The 20,888-nt window shown below is 66.5% G+C and carries 27 protein-coding genes; 5 read left to right on the plus strand and 22 right to left on the minus strand.

The genetic code is table 11. The features are described from left to right. Positions 1–166 precede the first annotated feature (166 nt). Positions 167–991, minus strand: a complete 825-nt coding sequence (locus jaqu_RS20645; protein ID WP_052500909.1) for a universal stress protein — start codon at positions 989–991, stop codon at positions 167–169. 489 nt (positions 992–1,480) lie between these two features. Here jaqu_RS20645 and thrS point away from each other — a divergent pair, with 489 nt between their 5' ends. Then, positions 1,481–3,427 carry a threonine--tRNA ligase gene (thrS, locus tag jaqu_RS10300; RefSeq protein WP_043918898.1) on the plus strand — a complete coding sequence of 649 codons (1,947 nt, stop codon included), beginning with the start codon at positions 1,481–1,483 and terminating at the stop codon, positions 3,425–3,427. 263 nt (positions 3,428–3,690) lie between these two features. Here the strand turns inward: thrS and jaqu_RS10305 are convergent, their stop codons facing one another. The 3 genes from jaqu_RS10305 to jaqu_RS10315 form a co-directional block, all read right to left on the minus strand. Then, the gene (locus jaqu_RS10305) at positions 3,691–4,344 is read right to left on the minus strand and encodes an SOS response-associated peptidase (RefSeq protein ID WP_043918899.1); all 654 of its coding nucleotides are present in this window, start codon (positions 4,342–4,344) and stop codon (positions 3,691–3,693) included. 91 nt (positions 4,345–4,435) lie between these two features. Further along, the gene (locus tag jaqu_RS10310) at positions 4,436–5,536 is read right to left on the minus strand and encodes a histidine kinase dimerization/phosphoacceptor domain -containing protein (RefSeq protein ID WP_052500910.1); all 1,101 of its coding nucleotides are present in this window, start codon (positions 5,534–5,536) and stop codon (positions 4,436–4,438) included. 183 nt (positions 5,537–5,719) lie between these two features. After that, on the minus strand, positions 5,720–7,297 hold the full coding sequence (locus jaqu_RS10315; protein WP_043918900.1) for a bifunctional metallophosphatase/5'-nucleotidase: 1,578 nt from the start codon (positions 7,295–7,297) through the stop codon (positions 5,720–5,722). 115 nt (positions 7,298–7,412) lie between these two features. Here jaqu_RS10315 and jaqu_RS10320 point away from each other — a divergent pair, with 115 nt between their 5' ends. Together jaqu_RS10320 and jaqu_RS10325 are read left to right on the plus strand one after the other, a co-directional pair. Continuing rightward, positions 7,413–7,748 carry a DUF952 domain-containing protein gene (locus jaqu_RS10320; RefSeq protein ID WP_043918901.1) on the plus strand — a complete coding sequence of 112 codons (336 nt, stop codon included), beginning with the start codon at positions 7,413–7,415 and terminating at the stop codon, positions 7,746–7,748. After that, positions 7,745–8,788, plus strand: coding sequence for a quinone-dependent dihydroorotate dehydrogenase (locus jaqu_RS10325; RefSeq protein WP_043918902.1), 1,044 nt, complete (start codon positions 7,745–7,747; stop codon positions 8,786–8,788). The genes jaqu_RS10320 and jaqu_RS10325 overlap by 4 nt, the downstream gene beginning before the upstream one ends. A 1-nt stretch (position 8,789) precedes the next feature. On the opposite strand, the gene jaqu_RS10330 is transcribed toward jaqu_RS10325, so the two are convergent. The 18 genes from jaqu_RS10330 to jaqu_RS10415 form a co-directional block, all read right to left on the minus strand. Beyond that, on the minus strand, positions 8,790–9,461 hold the full coding sequence (locus jaqu_RS10330) for a DUF2726 domain-containing protein (RefSeq protein ID WP_043918903.1): 672 nt from the start codon (positions 9,459–9,461) through the stop codon (positions 8,790–8,792). A gap of 90 nt (positions 9,462–9,551) precedes the next feature. Continuing rightward, positions 9,552–10,163 carry an urease accessory protein UreG gene (ureG, locus tag jaqu_RS10335; protein ID WP_043918904.1) on the minus strand — a complete coding sequence of 204 codons (612 nt, stop codon included), beginning with the start codon at positions 10,161–10,163 and terminating at the stop codon, positions 9,552–9,554. Then, positions 10,160–10,567: a DUF3995 domain-containing protein gene (locus jaqu_RS10340; protein WP_043918905.1), complete on the minus strand. Its 408-nt coding sequence runs from the start codon at positions 10,565–10,567 to the stop codon at positions 10,160–10,162. The genes ureG and jaqu_RS10340 overlap by 4 nt, the downstream gene beginning before the upstream one ends. After that, positions 10,564–10,944 carry a carboxymuconolactone decarboxylase family protein gene (locus tag jaqu_RS10345; protein ID WP_043918906.1) on the minus strand — a complete coding sequence of 127 codons (381 nt, stop codon included), beginning with the start codon at positions 10,942–10,944 and terminating at the stop codon, positions 10,564–10,566. The genes jaqu_RS10340 and jaqu_RS10345 overlap by 4 nt, the downstream gene beginning before the upstream one ends. Then, positions 10,941–11,573 carry an urease accessory protein UreF gene (locus jaqu_RS10350; RefSeq protein ID WP_043918907.1) on the minus strand — a complete coding sequence of 211 codons (633 nt, stop codon included), beginning with the start codon at positions 11,571–11,573 and terminating at the stop codon, positions 10,941–10,943. Before jaqu_RS10350 ends, jaqu_RS10345 begins: the two co-directional genes overlap by 4 nt. Continuing rightward, the gene (locus tag jaqu_RS10355; protein ID WP_043918908.1) at positions 11,554–11,991 is read right to left on the minus strand and encodes an urease accessory protein UreE; all 438 of its coding nucleotides are present in this window, start codon (positions 11,989–11,991) and stop codon (positions 11,554–11,556) included. The genes jaqu_RS10350 and jaqu_RS10355 overlap by 20 nt, the downstream gene beginning before the upstream one ends. A gap of 2 nt (positions 11,992–11,993) precedes the next feature. Then, positions 11,994–12,413, minus strand: coding sequence for a hypothetical protein (locus tag jaqu_RS10360; protein WP_043918909.1), 420 nt, complete (start codon positions 12,411–12,413; stop codon positions 11,994–11,996). Positions 12,414–12,541: 128 nt separating this feature from the next. After that, a complete protein-coding gene (locus tag jaqu_RS10365; RefSeq protein WP_043918910.1) occupies positions 12,542–12,991 on the minus strand; it encodes a DMT family transporter in 450 nt (149 codons plus the stop codon). Positions 12,992–12,997: 6 nt separating this feature from the next. Beyond that, positions 12,998–13,591 (minus strand): hypothetical protein, encoded by a 594-nt coding sequence (locus jaqu_RS10370; RefSeq protein WP_043918911.1) that lies wholly within the window; start codon positions 13,589–13,591, stop codon positions 12,998–13,000. A 10-nt stretch (positions 13,592–13,601) separates the two neighbouring features. Next, on the minus strand, positions 13,602–15,299 hold the full coding sequence (gene ureC / locus jaqu_RS10375) for an urease subunit alpha (RefSeq protein ID WP_043918912.1): 1,698 nt from the start codon (positions 15,297–15,299) through the stop codon (positions 13,602–13,604). A gap of 118 nt (positions 15,300–15,417) precedes the next feature. After that, on the minus strand, positions 15,418–15,840 hold the full coding sequence (locus jaqu_RS10380) for a hypothetical protein (protein WP_043918913.1): 423 nt from the start codon (positions 15,838–15,840) through the stop codon (positions 15,418–15,420). A 40-nt stretch (positions 15,841–15,880) separates the two neighbouring features. After that, positions 15,881–16,696, minus strand: coding sequence for a cyclase family protein (locus jaqu_RS10385; protein ID WP_043918914.1), 816 nt, complete (start codon positions 16,694–16,696; stop codon positions 15,881–15,883). Between the two features lie 33 nt (positions 16,697–16,729). Then, positions 16,730–17,143: a lysozyme inhibitor LprI family protein gene (locus jaqu_RS10390; RefSeq protein WP_043918915.1), complete on the minus strand. Its 414-nt coding sequence runs from the start codon at positions 17,141–17,143 to the stop codon at positions 16,730–16,732. Continuing rightward, a complete protein-coding gene (locus jaqu_RS10395; protein ID WP_043918916.1) occupies positions 17,140–17,430 on the minus strand; it encodes a hypothetical protein in 291 nt (96 codons plus the stop codon). The genes jaqu_RS10390 and jaqu_RS10395 overlap by 4 nt, the downstream gene beginning before the upstream one ends. Beyond that, the gene (locus jaqu_RS10400; protein WP_043918917.1) at positions 17,427–17,735 is read right to left on the minus strand and encodes an urease subunit beta; all 309 of its coding nucleotides are present in this window, start codon (positions 17,733–17,735) and stop codon (positions 17,427–17,429) included. The genes jaqu_RS10395 and jaqu_RS10400 overlap by 4 nt, the downstream gene beginning before the upstream one ends. After that, positions 17,732–18,013, minus strand: coding sequence for a hypothetical protein (locus jaqu_RS10405; RefSeq protein WP_152626956.1), 282 nt, complete (start codon positions 18,011–18,013; stop codon positions 17,732–17,734). Before jaqu_RS10405 ends, jaqu_RS10400 begins: the two co-directional genes overlap by 4 nt. Further along, positions 18,010–18,327, minus strand: a complete 318-nt coding sequence (locus jaqu_RS10410; protein ID WP_043918919.1) for an urease subunit gamma — start codon at positions 18,325–18,327, stop codon at positions 18,010–18,012. The genes jaqu_RS10405 and jaqu_RS10410 overlap by 4 nt, the downstream gene beginning before the upstream one ends. Position 18,328: 1 nt before the next feature. Then, positions 18,329–19,105 carry an urease accessory protein UreD gene (locus jaqu_RS10415; protein WP_043918920.1) on the minus strand — a complete coding sequence of 259 codons (777 nt, stop codon included), beginning with the start codon at positions 19,103–19,105 and terminating at the stop codon, positions 18,329–18,331. 64 nt (positions 19,106–19,169) lie between these two features. On the opposite strand from jaqu_RS10415, the gene pyrC reads away from it, so the two are divergent. Both pyrC and jaqu_RS10425 read left to right on the plus strand, forming a co-directional pair. Then, positions 19,170–20,186: a dihydroorotase gene (gene pyrC, locus jaqu_RS10420; RefSeq protein ID WP_043918955.1), complete on the plus strand. Its 1,017-nt coding sequence runs from the start codon at positions 19,170–19,172 to the stop codon at positions 20,184–20,186. Beyond that, positions 20,183–20,860, plus strand: a complete 678-nt coding sequence (locus jaqu_RS10425; RefSeq protein ID WP_043918921.1) for an orotate phosphoribosyltransferase — start codon at positions 20,183–20,185, stop codon at positions 20,858–20,860. The genes pyrC and jaqu_RS10425 overlap by 4 nt, the downstream gene beginning before the upstream one ends. The last annotated feature ends 28 nt before the right edge of the window (positions 20,861–20,888 follow it).

The following is a 20,888-nucleotide window of genomic DNA, read 5'->3' on the forward strand; positions in this document are numbered from 1 at the left end:
GCGCGCAAACCGCGCGCGGGGGGCCGTTTCTTTTTGACCGTACCCGCTCGCTCGCGAAGCGGCGGCAGCCGGCGCCCCCCGTGTCACCCCGGTGTACCGTAAAGTGACCACCGCCGAAGATCGTGCGGCCCGGCAGCGCGCAAGGGATATGCCCGATGGCCCCTCCCTACCCGGACGGGGGCGCAGCGATCAGAAGATCCCTCTGCGTCGACATCGCCAGGGCCAACGCCGTATGCCCCAGCAGCAACCGGGCCAGACCGCCACGCGCGTGGCGCCCGACTGCGATGGCGGTGGCGCCCACATCCTGCGCCACGCGGTCGAGGACCCAGGCCGGACCTCCCACGCGAACCTGCGGCTTCCCAACCGGACCTTCGAGGGTCTCGCTGACGGCCCGCAGCGACTCCTCGGCCTCGTCGGTCGCGATCCGGTTTTCCTCGACCACGGCGATCGCAGCCCCCATCGCCGCGGCGCTCGGCGGCGCGACGGCGCGGGCCGGGATCAACTCGGCCTCCGGAGCAAGAGCGCGCGCCAGACCGATCGCAGCGCGGCAGACCGGAGAGCCGTCCCAGCCCAGCACGATCCGCGTCCACTCCACCTCCGGCGGCTGGAGCGCCACCAACGCATCGCACTCGATCGCGCGCAGGATCCGGGTGAGGTTCGGCTCGCTGATCCAGTCCTCCCAGCCGCGCCCGCGATGCCCGCCGACGACCAGAAGATCCGCCCCGATTGCCCGGGCCAGCCCCGGGACCATCTGCACCGGGTGCCCGTTCTCCACATGCAGGCGGGCCTCGACCCCCTCTTTCTCGAGCCGCGCCTTGAGCACCTCTTCCGCCTTCTCCTCATGGGCGAGGATCAGTTCGGCCGGCAGATCGTCATCGACGACCGAGACGACGTTCAGTTCCGCTCCGGTCGAGCGGGCCAGCGCGATCCCCCGGGCCAAGGCGCGATCGGACCTCGCGCTCAAATCGGTGGCGACCAATATGCGATCCATCGGGACCTCCTTTGACGTGCCGTCGCATCATCGTCCTCCCGCGCGCCCCCGTCCATGACCTGCGTCAGGGGTTCAGGTCGGACCGATCCGGCCGACCCAGTCCCAAGGCTCGCATGACGGGCCCACTCTGGCGGCCCGCCCGGATATCTCCACCTGCCCTTGCGGCGCGCCGTCCTCGCAAGGCATCTCCTCCACCCGGCGACGGCGCACCACCGCTCCGAAATGGACACCGCTTCTCTGCTTCCGAAATATCCCCGCCGGAGGCCCGGATCGGACGGGGCTCGAAGCCCCGTCCGATCCGCCCCCGGGCGGGCCGCCCACGGCGGCGCGCAACCTGTCTGGTGCCGATAGTGCAGACAGGGGGTGCACGGGGGGTGCACACGGATTTCGGGTGATTTCCCGGCTTGCCAACCCTTGCCGGGCGCGCCACACACCGCCCACCCGCAACCGGGCGTTCCGTGGGCGCCAGACCGACGAGGAGGACCGCAGATGTCCCAGATCACCCTCACTTTCCCCGATGGCAATTCGCGTGAGGTCCCTCGCGGGACCACCCCGAAAGAGGTGGCCGAGGGCATTTCCAAGTCGCTGGGCAAGAAGGCTATCTCGGCCCTTGTCGACGGAGCACATTGGGATCTGCAATGGCCGATCGAGAAGGATTCCTCGATCCAGATCAACACCATGCAGGACGAAGTTCAGGCATTGGAGCTGATCCGCCACGACCTTGCCCATGTCATGGCCCGCGCCGTGCAGGAAATCTGGCCCGACGTGAAGGTCACGATCGGCCCCGTGCGCGATTTCGGATGGTTCTACGACTTCGACCGCGAAGATCCCTTCACCCCCGAAGACCTCGGCGCCATCGAAAAGAAGATGCGCGAAATCATTGCGCTACGTGACGAAGTTAAGACCGAGGTCTGGGACCGTCCTCGCGCCCGCGCCCATTACGAAGCCGCCGGAGAGCCCTTCAAGGTCGAACTCATCGACCGGATTCCCGGGGACGAACCCATTCGCATGTATTGGCACGGGGATTGGCAGGATCTCTGCCGTGGGCCCCACCTGCAACATACCGGTCAACTCCCGGCGGACGCCTTCAAGCTCACCCGCGTTTCGGCCGCCTACTGGCTCGGCGACTCGAGCCGTCCGCAACTCCAGCGCATCTACGGCGTCGCCTTCAGGAACAAGGACGAACTGAAGCAACACCTTCACTTCCTCGAAGAAGCGGAACGTCGCGACCACCGCCGCCTCGGTCGCGAGATGAACCTCTTCCACATGCAGGAAGAGGCACCGGGCCAGGTCTTCTGGCATCCGAACGGCTGGACCATCTACACCACGTTGCAAGACTACATGCGCCGCAAGCAGCGCGCCGACGGCTACCATGAGGTGAACACCCCGCAGGTCGTGAACCGGAAGCTGTGGGAAGCCTCGGGCCACTGGGACAAGTACCAGGAGCACATGTTCATCGTCGAGGTGGACGAGGAGCACGCGGCCCAGAAGTCGATCAACGCGCTCAAGCCGATGAACTGCCCCTGCCACGTGCAAGTCTTCAATCACGGCCTGAAATCCTACCGCGATCTGCCCCTTCGCATGGCCGAGTTCGGGTCGTGCAACCGCTACGAACCGTCCGGCGCGCTGCACGGCATCATGCGCGTGCGCGGCTTCACCCAGGACGACGCGCATATCTTCTGCACCGAGGACCAGATCGAAGCGGAATGCGCGAAGTTCATCACCTTCCTGTCCTCGGTCTACGAGGATCTGGGCTTCGAGAGTTTCGACATCGCCTTCGCCACCCGCCCCGAAAAGCGCGTCGGCAGCGACGAGGCCTGGGACCATGTCGAGAACGCGCTGGAATCGGCCATCAAGTCCGTCGGTGCCCCCTACCGGATCGAGGAAGGGGACGGCGCGTTCTACGGCCCCAAGCTCGACTTCTACCTGACCGACGCCATCGAGCGGGTCTGGCAATGCGGCACTTTCCAGGTCGATCCTAACCTGCCCGAAAGACTGGGTGCGACCTATATCGGAGAGGATGGCGAGAAGCACCGACCCTACATGCTCCACCGCGCCTGTCTGGGGTCGTTCGAGCGCTTCATCGGCATTCTGATCGAGAACAGCGCGGGGCGCCTGCCGTTCTGGCTGGCGCCGCGGCAGGTGGTCGTCGCTTCCATCGTGTCCGAGGCCGACGATTACGTGGCGGAGGTGGTCGAGACGCTGAAGGCCGCCGGCGTCCGGGCAGAGGCCGATATCCGGAACGAAAAGATCAACTACAAGGTCCGGGAGCATTCGGTCGGCAAGGTGCCCGTCATCCTCGCCATCGGCCGCAAGGAGGTCGAGGACCGGACCGTCACGCTGCGCCGGTTGGGCGAGAAGGCGACGGAAGTGACGTCGTTGGACGAGGTAACCGCGCGGCTGGGGGCCGAAGCGACGCCGCCGGATCTGGCATAATGTGATCTGTTCGCCGCGATCGTTTCCGATTGTCGTGGAATGAACGTCGCGCTGCCCAGATCGTGACACAATCCGCGGTCAGACCTCTCTCCAAGGCAGCGAGCCGGGATCGTGGCGAACCGATCTCTCCTCCCCCCAAGCAGGTCCTTCGGACCCGGCTCGACGCCTATCTCTCCCGGACTGGTCGGCCCGCGCGCAAGCGCGGGTCGTCCTCGTTTCGGGGGGCGTGATCCCCGTCGGAGAAGCCGATGCAAAGCAGAGGTCTATTCGTCCTCGATCAGAGGGTCGATCAAGTCCGGTCCTTCGGCGCGGTTCGAGTTGACCTTGGTTGACACCCGATGCCGCTCCAGCCAACGGTCCGGGACCGGACGCATCAGCGGCGCCGCCTTCTCATCCGTCTCGCCCAGCCAGGTGGCCCAGTCCTCTTCCGGCAGCATGACGGGTTCGCGGTGGTGGATCTGCGCCATGGTCGGACCCGCCGCCGTCGAGACGATAGCGCAGGTCGGCCCCAGGTCCCTCCATTCCTGCCAGAGTCCGGCGAAGGCAATGGAGGCTCCATCTGGCCGGTGGAAGTACCAGGGAAGCCGATTGCCGTCTGCATCCTTGGTCCATTCGTAGAAGCCCGTCGCCGGGATCAGGCATCGGCGCGACCGGATGGCGTCCCGAAAGGCGGGCTTGGTGGCCACGGTTTCGGACCGGGCGTTGATCAGCAGCGGCCCTCCGGCGGGGCGGTCATACCAATGAGGGATGAACCCCCATCGCATCGAGACCAGCCGACGCCCCGGAAGCACCGCGACGATCTGCGTCGTCGGACAGACATTCCAGCGCGGCACCTCGGGCAGATCGTTCCCGGGCGCCGCCGCGAAGAGGGTCGCCGTCGCTTCATGGGGCAAGGTGAGGGCATAGCGGCCGCACATGAGGCCCGCCTATCACATCGTCGGTGCAGGCCGCGAGCGGTCGGCCGGATCGGCGGGCTCGGTGCCGCGTGCAGGCACCGCGACAGTGCCGTCAGCGGTGGTCAGCGGCGAAGGTGACGCTGCCGACCGTCTTGCCGGGAACACTGCTCCAGGAGAGCTCTGCCCCAAGCTGGGCGCAGGAGGCCTGCATGATCCGCATCCCCAGACCCTTGGCGGTCGCTTCGTCCTGCATGCCGATGCCGTCATCCTCGCAACTCAGCGTGTAGAGATCGCCGCTGCGTCGCCCGATCAACTGGACGGTCCCTTTCCGACCATCCGGGAAGGCATGCTTGCAGGCATTCGACGTCAGCTCGTTCGCGAGGACCCCAAGGGCCGACGCCTTCTGGGAAACCAGCTGGAGCGGATCGAAGGCTTCCTCGATCCGTACCCCGGCGGGCGCGATGGCCTGAAGGTGACGAATTACGCGCGACAGGTAATCGGGCACATCTATCGCAACGTCATCCCCGCCGGTTTCGGCGCTGGAATAGAGGGTCGAATGCAGCTCGACCATCACCTGGATGCGCCGTTCGACCGATGCGAGCGTCTCGCGCGTCTCGGGCGAGACCGCCGTGCGGGCCGCCATCCGTGCGAGCACCGCGACGTTCGCGAGGTTGTTCTTGACCCGGTGGTCCACCTCACGGCGCAGGACTTCCTGCTGACGCATCGCCTCGTGCAGTTCGAGGCGTTGCATCACCTGATCGGCGAGGATGCGCAGCGCGCGACGCTCGTGATCGCCCAGCCGGCGCGGCCGCCGGTCGAGGACACACAGGGAGCCGAGGGTCACCCCGTCCCGCGTGACGATCTGCGCCCCGGCATAGAACACGAGCGGGTCATCGGGATCCGTGACAAGCGGATTGTCATGGGTGCGCATGTCGAGACGCAGGTCGCTGATTTCGAGCAACTCATCCTGAAGGATCGCATGGGAGCAGACCGACGAGCCAAGATCCGTGCCGGACTGATCCAGGCCGCAGGCCGCCTCGAAGACCTGATCCGCTTCACGGACGATGGAGACCAAAGCGATCGGGCATTGGCAGACTTGCGCCGCAAGCTCGACGATGCCGTCGAATGCCCCTCGATGGACATTGTGGCCAAGGTCGTAGCGGCGGATCGCGGCCAGTCTGACCGCCTGGTTCATCGGCGTCGGTGCAAGCATTCCGGGCCCTACTCCACTCGATCATGACGGAGAAGCCGGTCCGTCCTGCACCCTGTATAGAACGCAAAGGCGGAATTGAAAGACACTACCGGTGTAAAGTCAGCTTGACCCGCATCTTGATTCGAAAGGAAAATTCGGACGTCCCGCCCCCGGATCAGATCCGGGGACGGGCTTGCCCAAGGGTTACTGGGCGGTGATGCGGCCGTCCGTGTAGGGCGTGTAGGTGCCGCCCTGCTCGGCGATGTAGTCGGCTACCACGAGTTCCAGTCCGGGACCGAAATCGTACGCGTTCTCGGCGGTGGAGAACATCGCGTAGCCGTCGCCGCCGTTACGGACGTAGTTGTTGGTCACCACGCCATAGGTTGCGGCCGGGTCGATGGGCTCACCGCCGACCATGACGTCGCTGATCCGGCTACCCGGATCGGCGGACGCATCGAAGCTGTAGGACATGCCCGCGACCTGCGGGAAGCGTCCGGCACCCTCTTCGATCTGGCTGACCCCGTTCTCGAGCGCGTCGATGATGGTCTGACCCGTGGCCTCGAAGGTCGCCAGCGTGTTCTGGAACGGCAGAACCGTCAGAACCTCGCCCATCGTGATCTCTCCACCATCGATGGAGGCCCGCAGGCCGCCCCCGTTCTGGATGGCGATCTGGATGCCCTGATCGGCAACGCGGGCCAGCATGGCGTCGGCCACGAGGTTCCCCATGGGGCATTCCTGCGCACGGCAGACCTCACGCGCGCCTTCGATCGGCTCAGAGGCCTCGCCGATGACCTGGGCCTTCAGCTCCTCGATGGGGCCGGCCAGTTCCGCAATGCGGGCCGCGATCTCCGCGTCGGGCTCGACGCTCGCATCCAGCAGGTTGGTGTCGCCCTCGGCCGAGATCACGTTGCCCTCGGCATCGAAGGCGACGGTCAGATGACCCACATATTTGGAATAGGCGTAGGCCTGGACGATCGGGACGTCGTTGACGACGGTCGGATAGGCCTCGGCTCCCTCTTCGGTATTCGAAAAGAGGGTGTGGCTGTGGCCGCCGACGATGACGTCGATGCCGGTGACGTTCTCGGCGATGCGGCGATCGACGGGCAGGCCGACATGGGTCAGGGCGATGATCTTTGTCACGCCCTGCTCGGTCAACGCATCGACATCGGCCTGCAGCGCCTCGACCTCGTCCTGGAAGATCACATTGGGGCCGGGGCTGGAGGTCTCGTCGGTATCGGTGGCGAGCGCGCTAACGATGCCGATCCGCTCTCCTCCGACTTCGAGGATCAGGTGGTCGGCGACCTCCTCCTCGCCCAGCACGTTCGACTGGCTCAGGTCCAGATTGCCCGAGACCAGCGGCACGTCCGCTTCGGTGGTGAATTCGGCCAGCTGCTCGGGTCCGTCGTCGAATTCGTGGTTGCCGACCGCCATGGCGTCGAAGCCGATGGCGTTCATCATCTCGGCTTCCACGTCGCCCTTGTAGGTCGTGTACATCAGGCTGCCCTGGAACTGGTCGCCCGCGTCGAGCACCACGAAGTTCTCGCCCTCCAGTTCGGCGCGCTTGTCGTCCAGGAACGACTTGACCCGGGCCACGCCGCCAAAGCACTCGCCTGCGGCATCGTCCTCGGCCGAACAGGTGGAATCGAAGCGGTTGATCGGCTCGATCCTGCTGTGCAGGTCGTTGATGTGCAGGATATGCAACGTATACGCCGCGTGGCCATCGGCCTGCGCCATCCCGGCCAGAAGCGCGGCGGTGGCGGTTGCGGTCAGAAACTTGGTCATCTTGGTGAATCCCCCGTTGGATACATGTCGCGATGGTGCGTCGGCCCCGCGCCCATCGCAAGGGGATGTGACAGATGCTTGACGCGACGCAGCGGCACGGGCATCCGCCAGAACCATGATCTACAAGATTTTCCGCACGCCCGAATGGGACGCGCTGCGCGCGGACGAAAGCACGACCGGCGCGCCGGTGGACGTCTCGGACGGATACATCCATTTCTCGACGGCAGCGCAGGCGCCCGAGACCGCCGCGAAGCACTTCGCCGGTGAAGACGGGCTGTGGCTGATCGCGGTCGAAGAGGCCGCGCTCGGGTCGCAGCTGCACTGGGAGGCGTCACGCGGCGGCGAGGACTTTCCGCATCTTTACGCCCCGTTGCGGATGGATCAGGTCGCATGGGCACAACCCCTGCCCCTGATCGACGGAGTGCATCGGTTCCCGGCGGGGATGGAATGATCGAACGGATCGGGCTGGCCGCCCTTCGGAACCTCGATCCCGAGCGCGCCCATGGCCTTGCCCTCCGTGCCCTCAACGCGGGCCTGGGTCCACGCGGCGGCCCCCTGACGAGCGACCGGCTGCGGGTGTCGCTGGCCGGTCTCGACCTTCCCAACCCGGTAGGGCTGGCCGCAGGCTTCGACAAGAACGCGACGGCGATGGATGCCCTGTCACGGACCGGGTTCGGCTGGCTGGAGGTCGGAGCCGCGACGCCGCGGCCGCAGCCCGGCAATCCGCGGCCCCGTCTTTTCCGACTGACCGAGGATCGCGCCGTCATCAACCGGTTCGGGTTCAACAATGACGGGGCGGACGCGATCGCCGCGCGACTGGCGCAGCGGCCGAGGGACGCGGTCGTCGGCCTGAACCTCGGCGCGAACAAGGACAGCGAGGATCGCGCCGACGACTTTGCCCGCGTGCTGACCACCTGCGGGCCGCATGTGGACTTCGCGACGGTCAATGTCAGCAGCCCGAACACCGAGCGTCTGCGCGACCTTCAGGGCGGCGAGGCCCTGCGCGCGCTGCTGGCCGGCGTGCTTGCCGCGCGGGACGGCCTGCCCCGGCGCATCCCGGTCTTTCTCAAGATCGCGCCCGATCTCTCCGGGACCGAACTCGAACAGCTCGCGCAGGCGGCGACAGAGGTGGACGCGGTGATCGCGACCAACACGACCGTATCCCGCGACGGCCTTGCCTCGCCGCACGCCTCCCAACCCGGCGGCCTGTCGGGGACGCCGCTCTTCGAACGCTCCACCCGTGTCCTGGCTCGTCTGTCGGTGCTGATGCCGGACATGCCGTTGATCGGCGTGGGCGGGATCGGCTCGGCCGAAGAGGCTTACGCGAAGATCAAGGCCGGGGCTCTCGCGGTGCAGCTTTACACGGCTCTGGTCTATGAAGGGCCGTCCCTCGCCCGCCGCATCGCGATCGGCCTCGACCGCCTGCTCGCGCGGGATGGATATGCGAACGTGACCGCGGCCGTCGGGACCGACCGCGACCGCTGGCTCTGAGCTACTCGGCGGCGATCCGGACGGAGGCCCGGCCCGTCGCCCGCGCGACCTGAGCGATCATCTCGGCAGAAGACGTCCCGTGGTGCAGTTCGACGAAGGGCAGACCCGCGGCTTGGAAAACGTAGCGCTTGATCGCATCCCGCTCCTGCGCGTTGCCTCGGAAATGCCCCGAGCCGTGATACTCCACTCCACAGATCGGGCGACACTCCCGGTCCAGAAGCAGGAAATCGAGGTATTTCTGGCGGATGCGCGCGAAACCGCTCCGAGCTGCCCGTCTGTCCCGATGACTGACCTCGAAGACCGCGCTGAGACTGACCTCGGTGCTGACGGCCAGATCCTGACCCTCCGCCCAGTCTCGTAGGGCCGCGTAGAGCTTCGCCTGTTCGCGGCTCATGAGATACGTCTTTGCACGGATTGCGCAGTCCTCGAAGCCTTCTGGCTGGAGGATCGGCGGCGCCGGCCGTTCGGCCGTCTTTCCCCTCGCCGGGGCGAACGGAGAAATCGTGCCGAATCGTGGTTCGGGTCGGTTCCGGACCGGCAAATCGCCACGGGCTGAATTCAGCATCGGAGCTACGAGGAAGAAGATCGCGGCGGCGATCACGACCGCGATCACCATCAGGGAGGCGAGCGGCAGGTCGATGACCAGATTGGGTGTCGCGTCGAGAAACTTCATACCGAGTAGCATGAGAAACGAATTCGACGACAATACGCATGGGGCCCGGCCGAGACGCGGCCTGTCCGGAGCCATGTGGCGCGTCCGGCCCTACAATCCGCCCTCGCGCCGGATGAATGATGCAACATCATCAACACCGGTGGAAGACCTGAGCGATGCCATGATGAAGGGCTTGCCGGCGCGCGCGACCTCCAGGTCGGACCGGGCCTCGTCCAGATCCACGCCGACATGGGGGGCAAGATCGGTCTTGTTCATCACCAGCAGGTCCGACCGCGTGAGGCCGAGCCCCTTCTTGCGCGGGATATCCTGCCCGGCCGCCGTGTCGATCACGTAGATCGTCAGATCGGCGAGTTCAGGACTGAAAGTGGCCGCGAGATTGTCGCCACCGCTCTCGATCAGGACGAGGTCCAGATCGGGTATCGAGGCGCGCAATTCGGCGATGGCGGCCAGGTTGACGCTGGCATCTTCCCGGATCGCCGTGTGGGGGCAGCCGCCGGTCTCGACGCCGCGGATCCGCGCCTCCGGAAGAGCTTGGGCGCGCAGCAGGTAGTCGGCATCCTCACGGGTGTAGATATCGTTCGTGACGACCGCCATGGACAGATGCGGCGACAGCGCCCGCGCCAGGGCTTCGGTCAGCGTCGTCTTGCCGGCGCCGACAGGGCCTCCGATTCCGACGCGCAGGGGGCCGTTGGGTGACGTCACATCGCACCTCCGATCGTGAAAGCCAGAAGGGAAAGAGCCAGGCAGATCGGACCGTAGGCCGCGCGGTCCAGCTTGCGGAATGGCTGCTCGGGCGTGATCCGAGCCCAGGCGGGAAGGTAGGCGGCGACACCGCGCAAGGCCAACACCACACCCGATGCCAGAAGGGCCGCGCGCGCCAGGCCGAAGAAGTCCCACCAGGGCAGCGTCGCCAGAAGCGCCAGCAGGGCCGCGATCGCGCCACAGAGGATCGGCGACGGCATCTTCTCGATGCCAGGCGTGCCGACGACGGCCCGTGCCGTCGCGGCCTCATCCCCCAGCGGCAACCAGATCCTTGCGGCCCAGGCCGCATGCAGGGCGGCCAGGTCCAGCAAGACGACCGTCCAGATGACGGCCGAAACGATCACGTCTCGTCCTCTTCCGCGAACACCTCGAGCGCGGCATTCAAGCCGTTGATCGCGGACGGAAACCCACCATAGAGCGCCATCTGCCAGATCACCTCGCCGATCTCCTCCCGGCTCAGACCGGCCTTTCGGCCGCCTGCGATATTGACCTTCAGCTGGGGGGCGGTTTGCCCGCCCAAGGCCGTCAGGGCGGCGATGGTGGCGAGGTAGCGGTCCCGCAGCGGCAGACCGGGCCGGGCGTATTGGCGACCATAGGCGAAATCCACGACCCCTTCGGCCAGGCCGGGAACGAGATGTCCGTAGCGTGCCTCCAACGCGGCCTCCATTCCGGGATTGAGCTCTTCGGACAGGGCGCGTCCCCGGTCGGTCGTTTCGGTCATGTGCGGAACATCCTCGGTTGTAGCGCTTCATGACGCATGGCGTCGATCTCGGCAGCGAAGGCCGCGCTGCCGGGCGGCTGCTCCTCGAACGGACGACCTGCGAGTTCCACGATCACGGGATGCAGGTCGGCGAGAACCGCCTGCGCCTCGACCTGACCGAGCGGCAGCATCCGCTGACCCGCCGACACGAGTTGCCCTGCAAGCCCCTGAAGGTAGAGCGCCGCGACAATCCCAGCCTCCATCTCTCGCGCCCGAAGCGCAAGCGCGACCGGCAGCGCAAGCCCGGCCTTCAGGCGTTCCCCCCCTATCCCCTCGGTCGTGGCGGCGAAGGCCGCGCCCTGATCGCGTGTTTCCGCCCAGCGTTCGGCACTTCCTGCCCGGGCGCGGAGGAGGTCGTTGACCTCGTCCGGATCGCTCCCATCGAGGACGGCGCGGATCGCCCAAACGTCCAGAGCCCCAGCCCCGAAGCGCAGCACGGCCTCGCACCAGCCCCGCAGGCTGTCGGCATCCGTGACCCGCCCCTCGGCGATGGCCGTCTCCAGACCATGGGAATAGGCGTAGGCGGATGTCGGGAAGGCAGGCGAAAGCCACTGCGTCAGGCGAAGCAGGTCAGTCGTGGCTATGGTCATGACCCATCACCCGTCCGTGCCCGTAGGCGCCGCCCTCCGGGCGGAACGGAGCGCGGTCGACTTCGATCGTCGCGCCCAGCCGCTCCAGCATGTCGCGCAGGACGGGATCGTCACGGATCACAAGCGCCGCGCCGGTCATCTCGCACGGGGTGTGGCGGTTGCCGATATGCCAGGCGAGACGCGGCAGGTCGCCGGTCACGCGCAGAACGGCCTCGTCCGCCGGAACGACGGCGATCTCGGTCCCATCTTCCAGAGCAAGGCCGGCATAGGTGCCCAGATCGGTCGGCCGTTCGAGGTCGAGCATCACGTCGCGCCCCCCCTCGGTCACCAATCGTTTTCGACGGACCAGGCGGGACTCGTAGTCGAGCCGCAACAGATCTGCGGGGGCGCGGGTCAGGCTTTCAAGGAGACGCGCCATCGTCAGGCCGCGACTTCGGCCATGAGCTGTCGCTCCATCGCATGGGGGTCCAGCGCGGCCTTCATGCCCTTTCGCTTCGCCCAGCTATGGCCCGGCGTGACCAGCGTCTTGGCCGGATCGACCTTCGGATCACCGGAGAGGTCGAGCCCCAGAGTGGTGCCGCCCTCGGCGGGAACCGAGACCCACATCCACTCGTCGTTCTTGAGCCGCAGGGCCTCACCCCATGCGACGCCGAGGGCGAACAGTTCCTCGCGGCCGTATTCCTCGATGAAGTCCTGCTGCACGAGCCCCGACAGGTGATCCATGATGGCGTCGTGACTGTCCATCTCGGCTGCCGGATCGGTATGGCCGGCGACCCAGGCCAACCACTCGTCGATCATCTTGCGGTCGTCCGTCGAGATCGGCGCGCGCATGTCAGTCATCTGGAATTCCTTCGGTCTGTCGGGCGGCAGGCAATCGCCTGTGCGAGGGAAGGTCAAGCCGCGAACGGAACGTCCCTCCTTGCCCGCGCGGCGCGGCGCATGTCCGCAATGCTCCGGTCCGTCACGCCTCACGGACGGCCGGCTATCTGCGTAAGAAAAAGGCCCCCCGCCATGGCGGCGAGACCCGCGGCGCGGATCGGCGTCATCGCGACGACCTTGGCGCCGAAGAGGCCGAAATGGTCGATGATCCCGGCCGAGATCACCTGCCCCACCAGAACGAAGAACACCGCGTTGCCCACCCCAAAACGGGGCGCGATCCAGGTGATGGACAGGACATAGAAGGCCACGAGGCAGCCAGCGAGGAACAGGTGCGGCGGCGCGCCCGCGGCGGCGCGCAGGTCGAGGCCGGTCAGAAGCGCAACGGCGAGCGCAGAGGCGAAGGCCACGGCGAAGAGGATCACCGCGGCGCTGGCCGGCGCGCCCATATGCGCGCCGAGGCGTGCATTCAGCGCGGCAAGGACGGGAATGCCGATCCCGGCGGCCAGCATGATCGCAGCTGAGGTCAGGTGGGCAGGCATGGAGGGCTACTCGACCGCCTCGATCCGTTCGACGTCGTAGAGATCGAGGTCGAGTGCATTCAGGCCAGCACCCGCGACGAACCCGAAGCCATGCTCCGGGAGGTATGTCACCATTTCCACGCCCTCCAATTCGCCTGCGAAGTCACCGTCCGCATATCTCCGCGTCAGAACGCCATCGTATGCGGCAAATAGGCCGCCACCAATCGTCGTCTCGCGCATCTCGTGCCAGACATGGGCCTCCTCGATAGCGTCCGCGCCTCCGTCATGGCTCTCGGTGACCGTCACGATCCATTCCGAACTCGGTGTGGGGCCCGGGATCGCGTCGGGATAGGAGACGGCGATTTCACCCGCGCGGTCGCCGTTCGGTTCGATCTCCGCAGAATTCAGAAGGCACGCGCCGTGGGCCCCCAGATCGACCTGGATCACCTGGTCGTCCTGAAGGACCTCGACACGGACGTCTTCGTTGCCGAAGCCAGTGTGACGGTCCACCGCGCCGTCGGCGAAGACGACGAGGATGCCCGTCCGCAAGTCGTCCGCGGTCGGGCAGGCAAGTGCCGGAGCAGCGGTCAGGCAGACCAATCCCGGAAGCGACCATCGCATCAGGTGGCCCTCAGAACAGGAAATACCGTTGCGCCATCGGCAGTACCTCGGCGGGCTCGCACGTCAGTAGCTCCCCGTCGGCGCGCACCTCGTAGGTCTCGGGATCGACTTCGATCTCGGGCGTCGCGTCGTTCAGGACCATCTGGCGCTTGCCCACACCGCGGATGTTCTTGACCGGGACCGTCTGCTTGGCGAGGCCCAAATGTCCGGTCTCCGCCGCCTCCGACACGAACAGGACAGCGCCGTTCTCGGGTGACCGGCCATAGGCGCCGAACATCGGCCGGGAATAGACCGGCTGGGGCGTGGGGATCGACGCATTCGGGTCGCCCATCTGGGCACACGCAATGGTCCCGCCGACCAGAACCATCTCCGGCTTCACACCGAAGAAGGCGGGCGACCAGAGGCAGAGATCGGCGCGCTTGCCCACCTCCACGCTGCCGATCTCGTGAGAGATGCCGTGGGCGATGGCGGGATTGATCGTGTACTTCGCGATATAGCGCCGGGCGCGCAAGTTGTCGTTGTCGCCCTGCTCCTCGGCCAAGCGGCCGCGCTGGCGCTTCATCTTGTCGGCGGTCTGCCACGTGCGGATGATCACCTCGCCCACCCGCCCCATCGCCTGGCTGTCGGACGCGATGATGCTGAACGCCCCCATATCGTGGAGGATGTCTTCGGCGGCGATGGTCTCCTTGCGGATGCGGCTCTCGGCAAAGGCCACGTCCTCGGGGATCGCGCGATCGAGATGGTGGCACACCATGAGCATGTCGAGATGCTCTTCGAGCGTGTTCACGGTGTAGGGGCGGGTCGGGTTGGTCGAACTGGGCAGCACGTGATCCAGTCCGCAGACCTTGATGATGTCCGGCGCATGCCCTCCGCCGGCGCCTTCGGTATGAAAGGCGTGAATGGTGCGCCCGGCAATGGCCTCGATCGTGCTCTCGACGAAACCGGACTCGTTCAGCGTGTCGGTATGGATCATCACCTGAACGTCCATCTCGTCGGCGACAGAGAGGCAGGTGTCGATGGCCTGGGGCGTCGTCCCCCAATCCTCGTGCAGCTTCATCGCGCAGGCGCCCGCTTTCACCATCTCGACCAGCGCATCCGGACGCGAGGCGTTGCCCTTGCAGGACAGGCCGAAATTGATGGGAAAGGCGTCCAGAGCCTGAAGCATCCGCCCGATATGCCAAGGACCCGGCGTGCAGGTCGTGGCCAATGTGCCATGTGCCGGGCCCGTGCCGCCCCCCAACATGGTCGTCAATCCGGAATGGAGCGCATCCTCGATCTGCTGGGGACAGATGAAATGGATATGCGCGTCGAAGCCGCCCGCCGTCAGAATGCGTCCTTCGCCCGCGATGGCTTCGGTGCCCGGACCGACGGGAATGGTGACGCCGTCCTGCGTATCCGGATTGCCCGCCTTCCCGATGGCAGCGATCCGTCCATCCCGCAGGCCGACATCGGCCTTGTAGATCCCGCTATGGTCCAGGATCAGCGCGTTCGTGATGACGGTGTCGACCGAGCCCTCGGCCCGCGTCATCTGCCCCTGGCCCATCCCGTCGCGGATGACCTTGCCGCCGCCGAACTTCACCTCTTCGCCATAGGTGGTCAGGTCACGTTCCACCTCGATCCAGAGCTCGGTATCGGCCAGCCGCACGCGGTCGCCGGTGGTGGGGCCGTACATGTCGGCATAGGCGCGGCGAGAGATGGGGGTGGGCATGGCGGGCTCCTCGGTCGGGTCCGGGGGCACGGTTCCCCTGGGGCGTAGGGTTGTCAAACGCAGGATGGCGAAGGGGAATACATGTGTACGCGTAATGCCTGATCGGCAGGCAAAGCGCCTAACGGATCAGCACATCGACGCCGCGAGCGCGAAACGCCTGCGCTGTCCGCGACAAGGTCGCAAGCTGCCACGAGGACAGGTCGATGACCTCGCCACTTTCGAGATGCAGCGAATAACGGGTCGCATCGCTCCAGTCCTCCGCCTCGAGGTGCCGGATACGGGTCAGCGGAAAGACGCGCGTCCCACGAGGCTCGATCAGCGTCAGCGCCTGTGCGTCCAGCCTGGTTTCGAAGCGTGGGTTCCGCACCACCAGCCAGGCCAATGCGAGAACAGGCAGACCGACCACCGTCAGCCAGAACCCGGACGCGTCTTGCGCCCATCCGACTGCAAGAATGCAGGTTCCGAAAACGAGGCACGCGACGGTCAAGGCCGAACGCCCGCCGTCACGATGGATCCATTCATCGCGGTGCGTCTGCGTCATGAGCGTTATCCTGCACCGGCGTGCGGCGAAAACGTGGCGGTCAGACCATCGCGAAGATGCGCGCGGGGCCGCCGGTGCCACGCTTATGGGTCGGGGCGCCCACGACCAGCGTCGCACCCGCCGCCGGAATATCGTCCGTCAGGGCCAGATTCTCGATCCCGTAGCGCCCGGCGGGGAGCCAGGCGTAATGCGTCGCGAAATCGCCCGAAGGCCCGTGATCCAGCGAAAGCGTGTCGACCGCCATCGCGCTGGCGCTCGTGGTTTCCAATAGCATGGCCGTCGCTTCGGGGTGGAAGCCGGGGAAGTGCAGCCCACCGTCGGCATCCGCACCGCGATAGGCCTCGGTCTCGACCTTCGAGGTCCAGCCGGAATTCATCGCCACGCAGGCCCGGTCGGGAATGTCGCCATTGGCTTCGATCCAGGCCGCGAGGTCTTCGGGCGTGACTTGCGCATCCGGGTCGGCATCGGCCTTTTCCCGGATATCGACGATGCAGAGCGGCACGACCAGATTGCCGACCTCGATCTCGTCGACGGACCGGCCGTCGGCAGAGAAATGCAAAGGCGCGTCGATATGAGTTCCGGTATGTTCCCGAATGGTCAGGTCGAACAGATTGAAGCCGTGTTCGGCGAAGTTGAAAACCTGATCGTAGGCGATTCCAGGTTCGTTGAAGAAGGTTGGAAAGGTCTCGTCGTAAGCGTGGGTCAGGTCGCGCACGCTACCATGGCCATCCGCCAAGGCGGCGGTTCCGGTCGCCAGCGCAGTGCCACCGGCCGCGAGCGCGACCCCACCACGGAACAGGTCCCGGCGCGACAGCATCCTGTCCTTCACCGCGTTCATCACACAGACATCACACATGGCCTTCTCTCCTTGGCTACGGACTCTCCTCGGCTAGGGGCCTTCTGCAAACGCGGCCAGGTCGTCGCCTCGCCGGACCGTCAATCGTGCGAGGCACAACGCGAGCGCGAGGTCGATCTCGGCGCGTTCGAAGAATTGCAACGACTCCGCCGCGCAGGCCGCGTCACGATAGGCGATCCAGTCGGTCTGAGAGGCATCCAAGGCATCGTGGACGGACACCTCGCCGGGGGCACCGCCTTCGGCCGCCCAGTCCTGATCCAGGACCTCGGCCCGCGTGAGCGCGAGGCCGAGCGCCAGGTCGAGCTGATCCTCGCTGACTTGAAGCTGGCGTGCCGCGCAATCGGTCGCCTCGGCGATCCCGTCCGGGTCGGCACAATCGACGGGCAAAACCCCCTGCCCGGCAGCCGGCGCCGCAATCAGCAGCGCGACGCCGAGCAGCCGTCTCACTTGCGCCTCCGGGAAAGCCGCCGCGAATTGGCGCGGGTCGTACGACTTATGGGAACCAGCGCTGCTTCCATGACGCCGACGGGCGAACTGCCGGTCATCATCGCCTTGGTCGCAGCCGCGCCGGACTTCGCGAACGCGACCTGCTTTTCGGTCACCATCCGCGCATTCTCACCGGAGGCCGCGGGCAGAACGCCCGCCATTCCGAGAAGCCGCAGCCCGATGACGGTCTGCGCCTCGCTCAGCATCTGCGCGGTCGCGATGTTCAGTTTGAACCAATCGTACATCATTCCAGCGATCCCATGACTTCACCTCGGAACCCCACAACCGTCCGCTGACCTCCGAAGGGGATCAGTTGGACCCGCCGGGTCTGCCCCGGCTCGAACCGCACCGCCGTTCCTGCGGCGATGTCGAGGCGCCGTCCACGCGCCGCCTTTCTGTCGAAGGACAGGGCGGGGTTGGTTTCGGCGAAATGGTAGTGGCTGCCGACCTGCACAGGCCGGTCCCCGGTATTCGAAACTTCCAGCGTCAGCGCATCGGCGCCGGCATTCAGGACGATCTCGCCGTCGGGCGTCACGATCTCTCCGGGTTTCATTGGGATTCCTTCATGGAGACACGTGCCCAGAAGCGTTTGCCGAAGAGGCCGAACAGCGCCCCCAGCGACAGCAGGAAGGCGGAACTGTCCACCGACAGGATCGCCAGCAGGATCGATGCGAGGATCAGCAGCACGAGAAGCGCTGCCATATCGAACTCCTTCTCGGAGAGCGGGACGCCGCCAAGCCAGACGGATTCGCTAAAATCCCGCAGCCAGCGCTCGAAGCGGGGAACGAGAAGGCCTGCAATCAGGCCGACCAGCAGATTCAGCAGCATCATGCCTCCTCTGTCGCCCGGATCGGATGATGAACCGTCACCAGCTTGGTCCCGTCGGGGAACGTCGCCTCGACCTGCACGTCATGGATCATGTCGGGCACGCCATCCATGCATTGGTCCGCACGGACCACATGCGCCCCGGCCTGCATCAGATCGGAGACGGAGCGTCCGTCGCGCGCGCCCTCGACCACGAAGTCGGTGATCAGCGCGATCGCCTCCGGGTGATTGAGTTTGACGCCCCGCTCCAAACGGTTGCGCGCCACCATCGCGGCCAGGCTGACCAGCAGCTTGTCCTTTTCGCGCGGGGTCAGGTTCATCTCATCGCTCCGCTTGCCAGACGCGCGGCATCGGCGCGCCGCGCAACGCCACGATGGCGCCGATCAGGGCGCGGCGCAACGGGGCAGCGGTCGCATGTGCCATCCGGACCACAAGGCGACCGTCCCAGGCCGACGCCGCCGCGAAATCGGGCAGATCGCGCAAACGCGAATGCGCGTCCTCCGCTCCCGGCCCGATCAGGATCAGCGAGGCAACCGCCTGCGCACCGGCGAGCGCATGGGGATGGGCAAGCGCCTCCGGGTCCAGGTGGAAATGCTCCTCATGGATCAATCGCCCTGCCCGCCGGATCGTGCGCCGGTCGGACAATGTCGCGGCTTGCGTCCTCTCTCCCATGGCGGCCCGGCCAAGAATGGCGCTCTCGACCAGCAGGACGGTCGCGTCCTCGGCGAGGTCGACCACAGTATCGCGGCGGGTCGCGGACCCTTCGAAGAGGATCGTCTCCTGTGGAAGCCAGTCGAGCCGCGCGCCCGCGCCCACGGTCAGGCGGACATCGATGCGTCCCTCGCCGGACGCCGCGCGGTAGGTCCGCTCCGCCGTCTGGGTCGAGGCCGTCACGCGTGCGTCCGCTCCGATCTTGCATTCGTATGCAAGGATGTCCCCGCCGGTCACGCCGCCCGATGTGTTCAGGAACACGACTTCGGGGTCAGGTCCGTCGACGCGCGGCAGCATCGCCTTTGCGCAGCCGGATTGCGAGAGATCCCTCAACCCGGCGCGCCCGATCTCGACCCGCGCGGCGCCGCGCGCCCTTTGCATCTTCATGGCTTTGGCCTATCCGTCCGGCCCGCTCTGGCCAACCCCGTTCCGCTGGGGCATCACGCCGGCCATGGAATCGCTGACGATCCGCCGCCCCGACGACTGGCACCTCCATCTGCGTGACGGGGTTATGCTGGACGTGGTCGCCCCGCTCAGCCGCCATTTCGGGCGTGCGATCGTGATGCCGAACCTTGTGCCTCCGGTCGTCACCAAGGCGCAGGCGGAGGCTTATCGCGACCGGATCAGGTCCGCCGGGTTCGCTCGGCCGCTGATGACGCTTTACCTGACCGAGACGACGGACCCGCAGGACGTGGTCGCCGCGCATCGGGACGGCGTGATCACGGCGGTGAAGCTCTATCCCGCAGGGGCGACCACCAACTCCGCCTCCGGCGTGCGGGACTTCGAGGCCGTCCGCCCCGTTTTGGCCGCGATGGAAGAGTATGGCGTGCCGCTCTGCCTGCACGGTGAAGTCACGGCCGCCGAGATCGATATCTTCGATCGGGAGGCCGCTTTCCTGGATCAGCGCCTCGACCCGCTGCGCCGCGCGCACCCGGCTCTGAAGCTCACGCTGGAACATGTGACCACCGAGGAAGCGGTTGCATACGTATGCGAGAACGGTCTCGGCGCCACGATCACCCCTCAGCACCTGATGTCCGACCGCAACGACATGCTCGCGGGCGGGATGCGCCCTCACTTCTACTGCTTGCCGATCCTCAAACGTCGCAAACACCGCGAGGCTCTGCGCCGGGCCGCCACGACGCGGTCCGAGTTCTTCCTTGGCACCGACAGCGCCCCCCATCCGCAGCACGCCAAGGAAGCCTGCGTCTGCGCCGCGGGATGTTTTACGGCCCCTCACGCGCTGGCGCTCTACGCGACCGTATTCGAGGAGGAGGGCGCGCTCGACGCGTTCGAGGCCTTCGCCTCGCTGAACGGTCCGCGGCATTACGGCCTCCCTCCGAACGACGATACGATCACGCTGGTCAGAGACGAGGCGCTCTCCCTCCCCGACCGCCATGGTGACGACCCGCGCGTCGTCCCCTTCGACCCCGGCCGCCCGATCCACTGGCACGTGCAGGAGCAGACATGATCCCAGCCACCTTCCCGCCCCGCGAGGAGATCGCCCGCCTCACCGCCCGCGCCCTGCTCGAGGTGGAGGCCGTCGCCTTTCGGCCCGAGGAGCCGTTCATTTTGTCCTCGGGCCTGCCCAGCCCGACCTATATCGACTGCCGCCGTTTGATCGGCTTTCCGCGCATCCGTTCGATGCTGATGGATTTCCTGACGCTTACGGTGATGCGCGATGTCGGCCTCGAGGCGTTCGACAATGTCGCAGGCGGCGAGACGGCGGGTATCCCCTTTGCCGCGCTCGTGGCCGAACGCATGGCGCTTCCGATGTCCTATGTCCGAAAGAAGCCGAAGGGTCATGGACGAAACGCCCGCATCGAAGGCCCGATGACCGAAGGACAGCGGGTCCTGCTCGTCGAGGACCTGACGACCGATGGCGGCTCGAAGCTGTCCTTCGTCGATGCGATCCGTGAGACGGGCGCCAGTTGCGCGCATACTGCGGTCATCTTCAACTACGGCATCTTCCCCGAAACCGAAAAGACGCTGGGCGACCACGGCGTCAGTCTGCATGCGCTCTGCACGTGGTGGGACGTCCTGGCCGAAGCGCGCGCCTCCCGCGTGTTCGGCGGCAAGACGCTTGAAGCCGTGCACGATTTCCTGACGGACCCGCGGGGCTGGCAGGCGGCGCACAAGTCCTGATCCGCTCCGAGCGCTCTTGCAGCGACCC

The organism is Jannaschia aquimarina, from assembly GCF_000877395.1.
Classification (GTDB): domain Bacteria; phylum Pseudomonadota; class Alphaproteobacteria; order Rhodobacterales; family Rhodobacteraceae; genus Jannaschia; species Jannaschia aquimarina.

Excerpts from the sequence above, each read along its gene's own strand:
- jaqu_RS20645 (WP_052500909.1), bottom strand. The coding sequence starts at position 991 with ATGGATCGCATATTGGTCGCCACCGATTTGAGCGCGAGGTCCGATCGC.
- jaqu_RS10360 (WP_043918909.1), bottom strand. The coding sequence starts at position 12,413 with ATGACTGACATGCGCGCGCCGATCTCGACGGACGACCGCAAGATGATC.
- jaqu_RS10310 (WP_052500910.1), bottom strand. The coding sequence starts at position 5,536 with ATGCTTGCACCGACGCCGATGAACCAGGCGGTCAGACTGGCCGCGATC.
- jaqu_RS10415 (WP_043918920.1), bottom strand. The coding sequence starts at position 19,105 with ATGAAGATGCAAAGGGCGCGCGGCGCCGCGCGGGTCGAGATCGGGCGC.
- jaqu_RS10315 (WP_043918900.1), bottom strand. The coding sequence starts at position 7,297 with ATGACCAAGTTTCTGACCGCAACCGCCACCGCCGCGCTTCTGGCCGGG.
- jaqu_RS10330 (WP_043918903.1), bottom strand. The coding sequence starts at position 9,461 with ATGAAGTTTCTCGACGCGACACCCAATCTGGTCATCGACCTGCCGCTC.
- jaqu_RS10385 (WP_043918914.1), bottom strand. The coding sequence starts at position 16,696 with ATGTGTGATGTCTGTGTGATGAACGCGGTGAAGGACAGGATGCTGTCG.
- jaqu_RS10355 (WP_043918908.1), bottom strand. The coding sequence starts at position 11,991 with ATGGCGCGTCTCCTTGAAAGCCTGACCCGCGCCCCCGCAGATCTGTTG.
- jaqu_RS10365 (WP_043918910.1), bottom strand. The coding sequence starts at position 12,991 with ATGCCTGCCCACCTGACCTCAGCTGCGATCATGCTGGCCGCCGGGATC.
- jaqu_RS10405 (WP_152626956.1), bottom strand. The coding sequence starts at position 18,013 with ATGATGCTGCTGAATCTGCTGGTCGGCCTGATTGCAGGCCTTCTCGTT.
- pyrC (WP_043918955.1), top strand. The coding sequence starts at position 19,170 with ATGGAATCGCTGACGATCCGCCGCCCCGACGACTGGCACCTCCATCTG.
- ureC (WP_043918912.1), bottom strand. The coding sequence starts at position 15,299 with ATGCCCACCCCCATCTCTCGCCGCGCCTATGCCGACATGTACGGCCCC.
- jaqu_RS10380 (WP_043918913.1), bottom strand. The coding sequence starts at position 15,840 with ATGACGCAGACGCACCGCGATGAATGGATCCATCGTGACGGCGGGCGT.
- jaqu_RS10350 (WP_043918907.1), bottom strand. The coding sequence starts at position 11,573 with ATGACCATAGCCACGACTGACCTGCTTCGCCTGACGCAGTGGCTTTCG.
- jaqu_RS10410 (WP_043918919.1), bottom strand. The coding sequence starts at position 18,327 with ATGAACCTGACCCCGCGCGAAAAGGACAAGCTGCTGGTCAGCCTGGCC.
- jaqu_RS10425 (WP_043918921.1), top strand. The coding sequence starts at position 20,183 with ATGATCCCAGCCACCTTCCCGCCCCGCGAGGAGATCGCCCGCCTCACC.
- jaqu_RS10370 (WP_043918911.1), bottom strand. The coding sequence starts at position 13,591 with ATGCGATGGTCGCTTCCGGGATTGGTCTGCCTGACCGCTGCTCCGGCA.
- jaqu_RS10320 (WP_043918901.1), top strand. The coding sequence starts at position 7,413 with ATGATCTACAAGATTTTCCGCACGCCCGAATGGGACGCGCTGCGCGCG.
- jaqu_RS10400 (WP_043918917.1), bottom strand. The coding sequence starts at position 17,735 with ATGAAACCCGGAGAGATCGTGACGCCCGACGGCGAGATCGTCCTGAAT.
- jaqu_RS10305 (WP_043918899.1), bottom strand. The coding sequence starts at position 4,344 with ATGTGCGGCCGCTATGCCCTCACCTTGCCCCATGAAGCGACGGCGACC.
- jaqu_RS10325 (WP_043918902.1), top strand. The coding sequence starts at position 7,745 with ATGATCGAACGGATCGGGCTGGCCGCCCTTCGGAACCTCGATCCCGAG.
- jaqu_RS10395 (WP_043918916.1), bottom strand. The coding sequence starts at position 17,430 with ATGATGTACGATTGGTTCAAACTGAACATCGCGACCGCGCAGATGCTG.
- thrS (WP_043918898.1), top strand. The coding sequence starts at position 1,481 with ATGTCCCAGATCACCCTCACTTTCCCCGATGGCAATTCGCGTGAGGTC.
- jaqu_RS10345 (WP_043918906.1), bottom strand. The coding sequence starts at position 10,944 with ATGACCGAAACGACCGACCGGGGACGCGCCCTGTCCGAAGAGCTCAAT.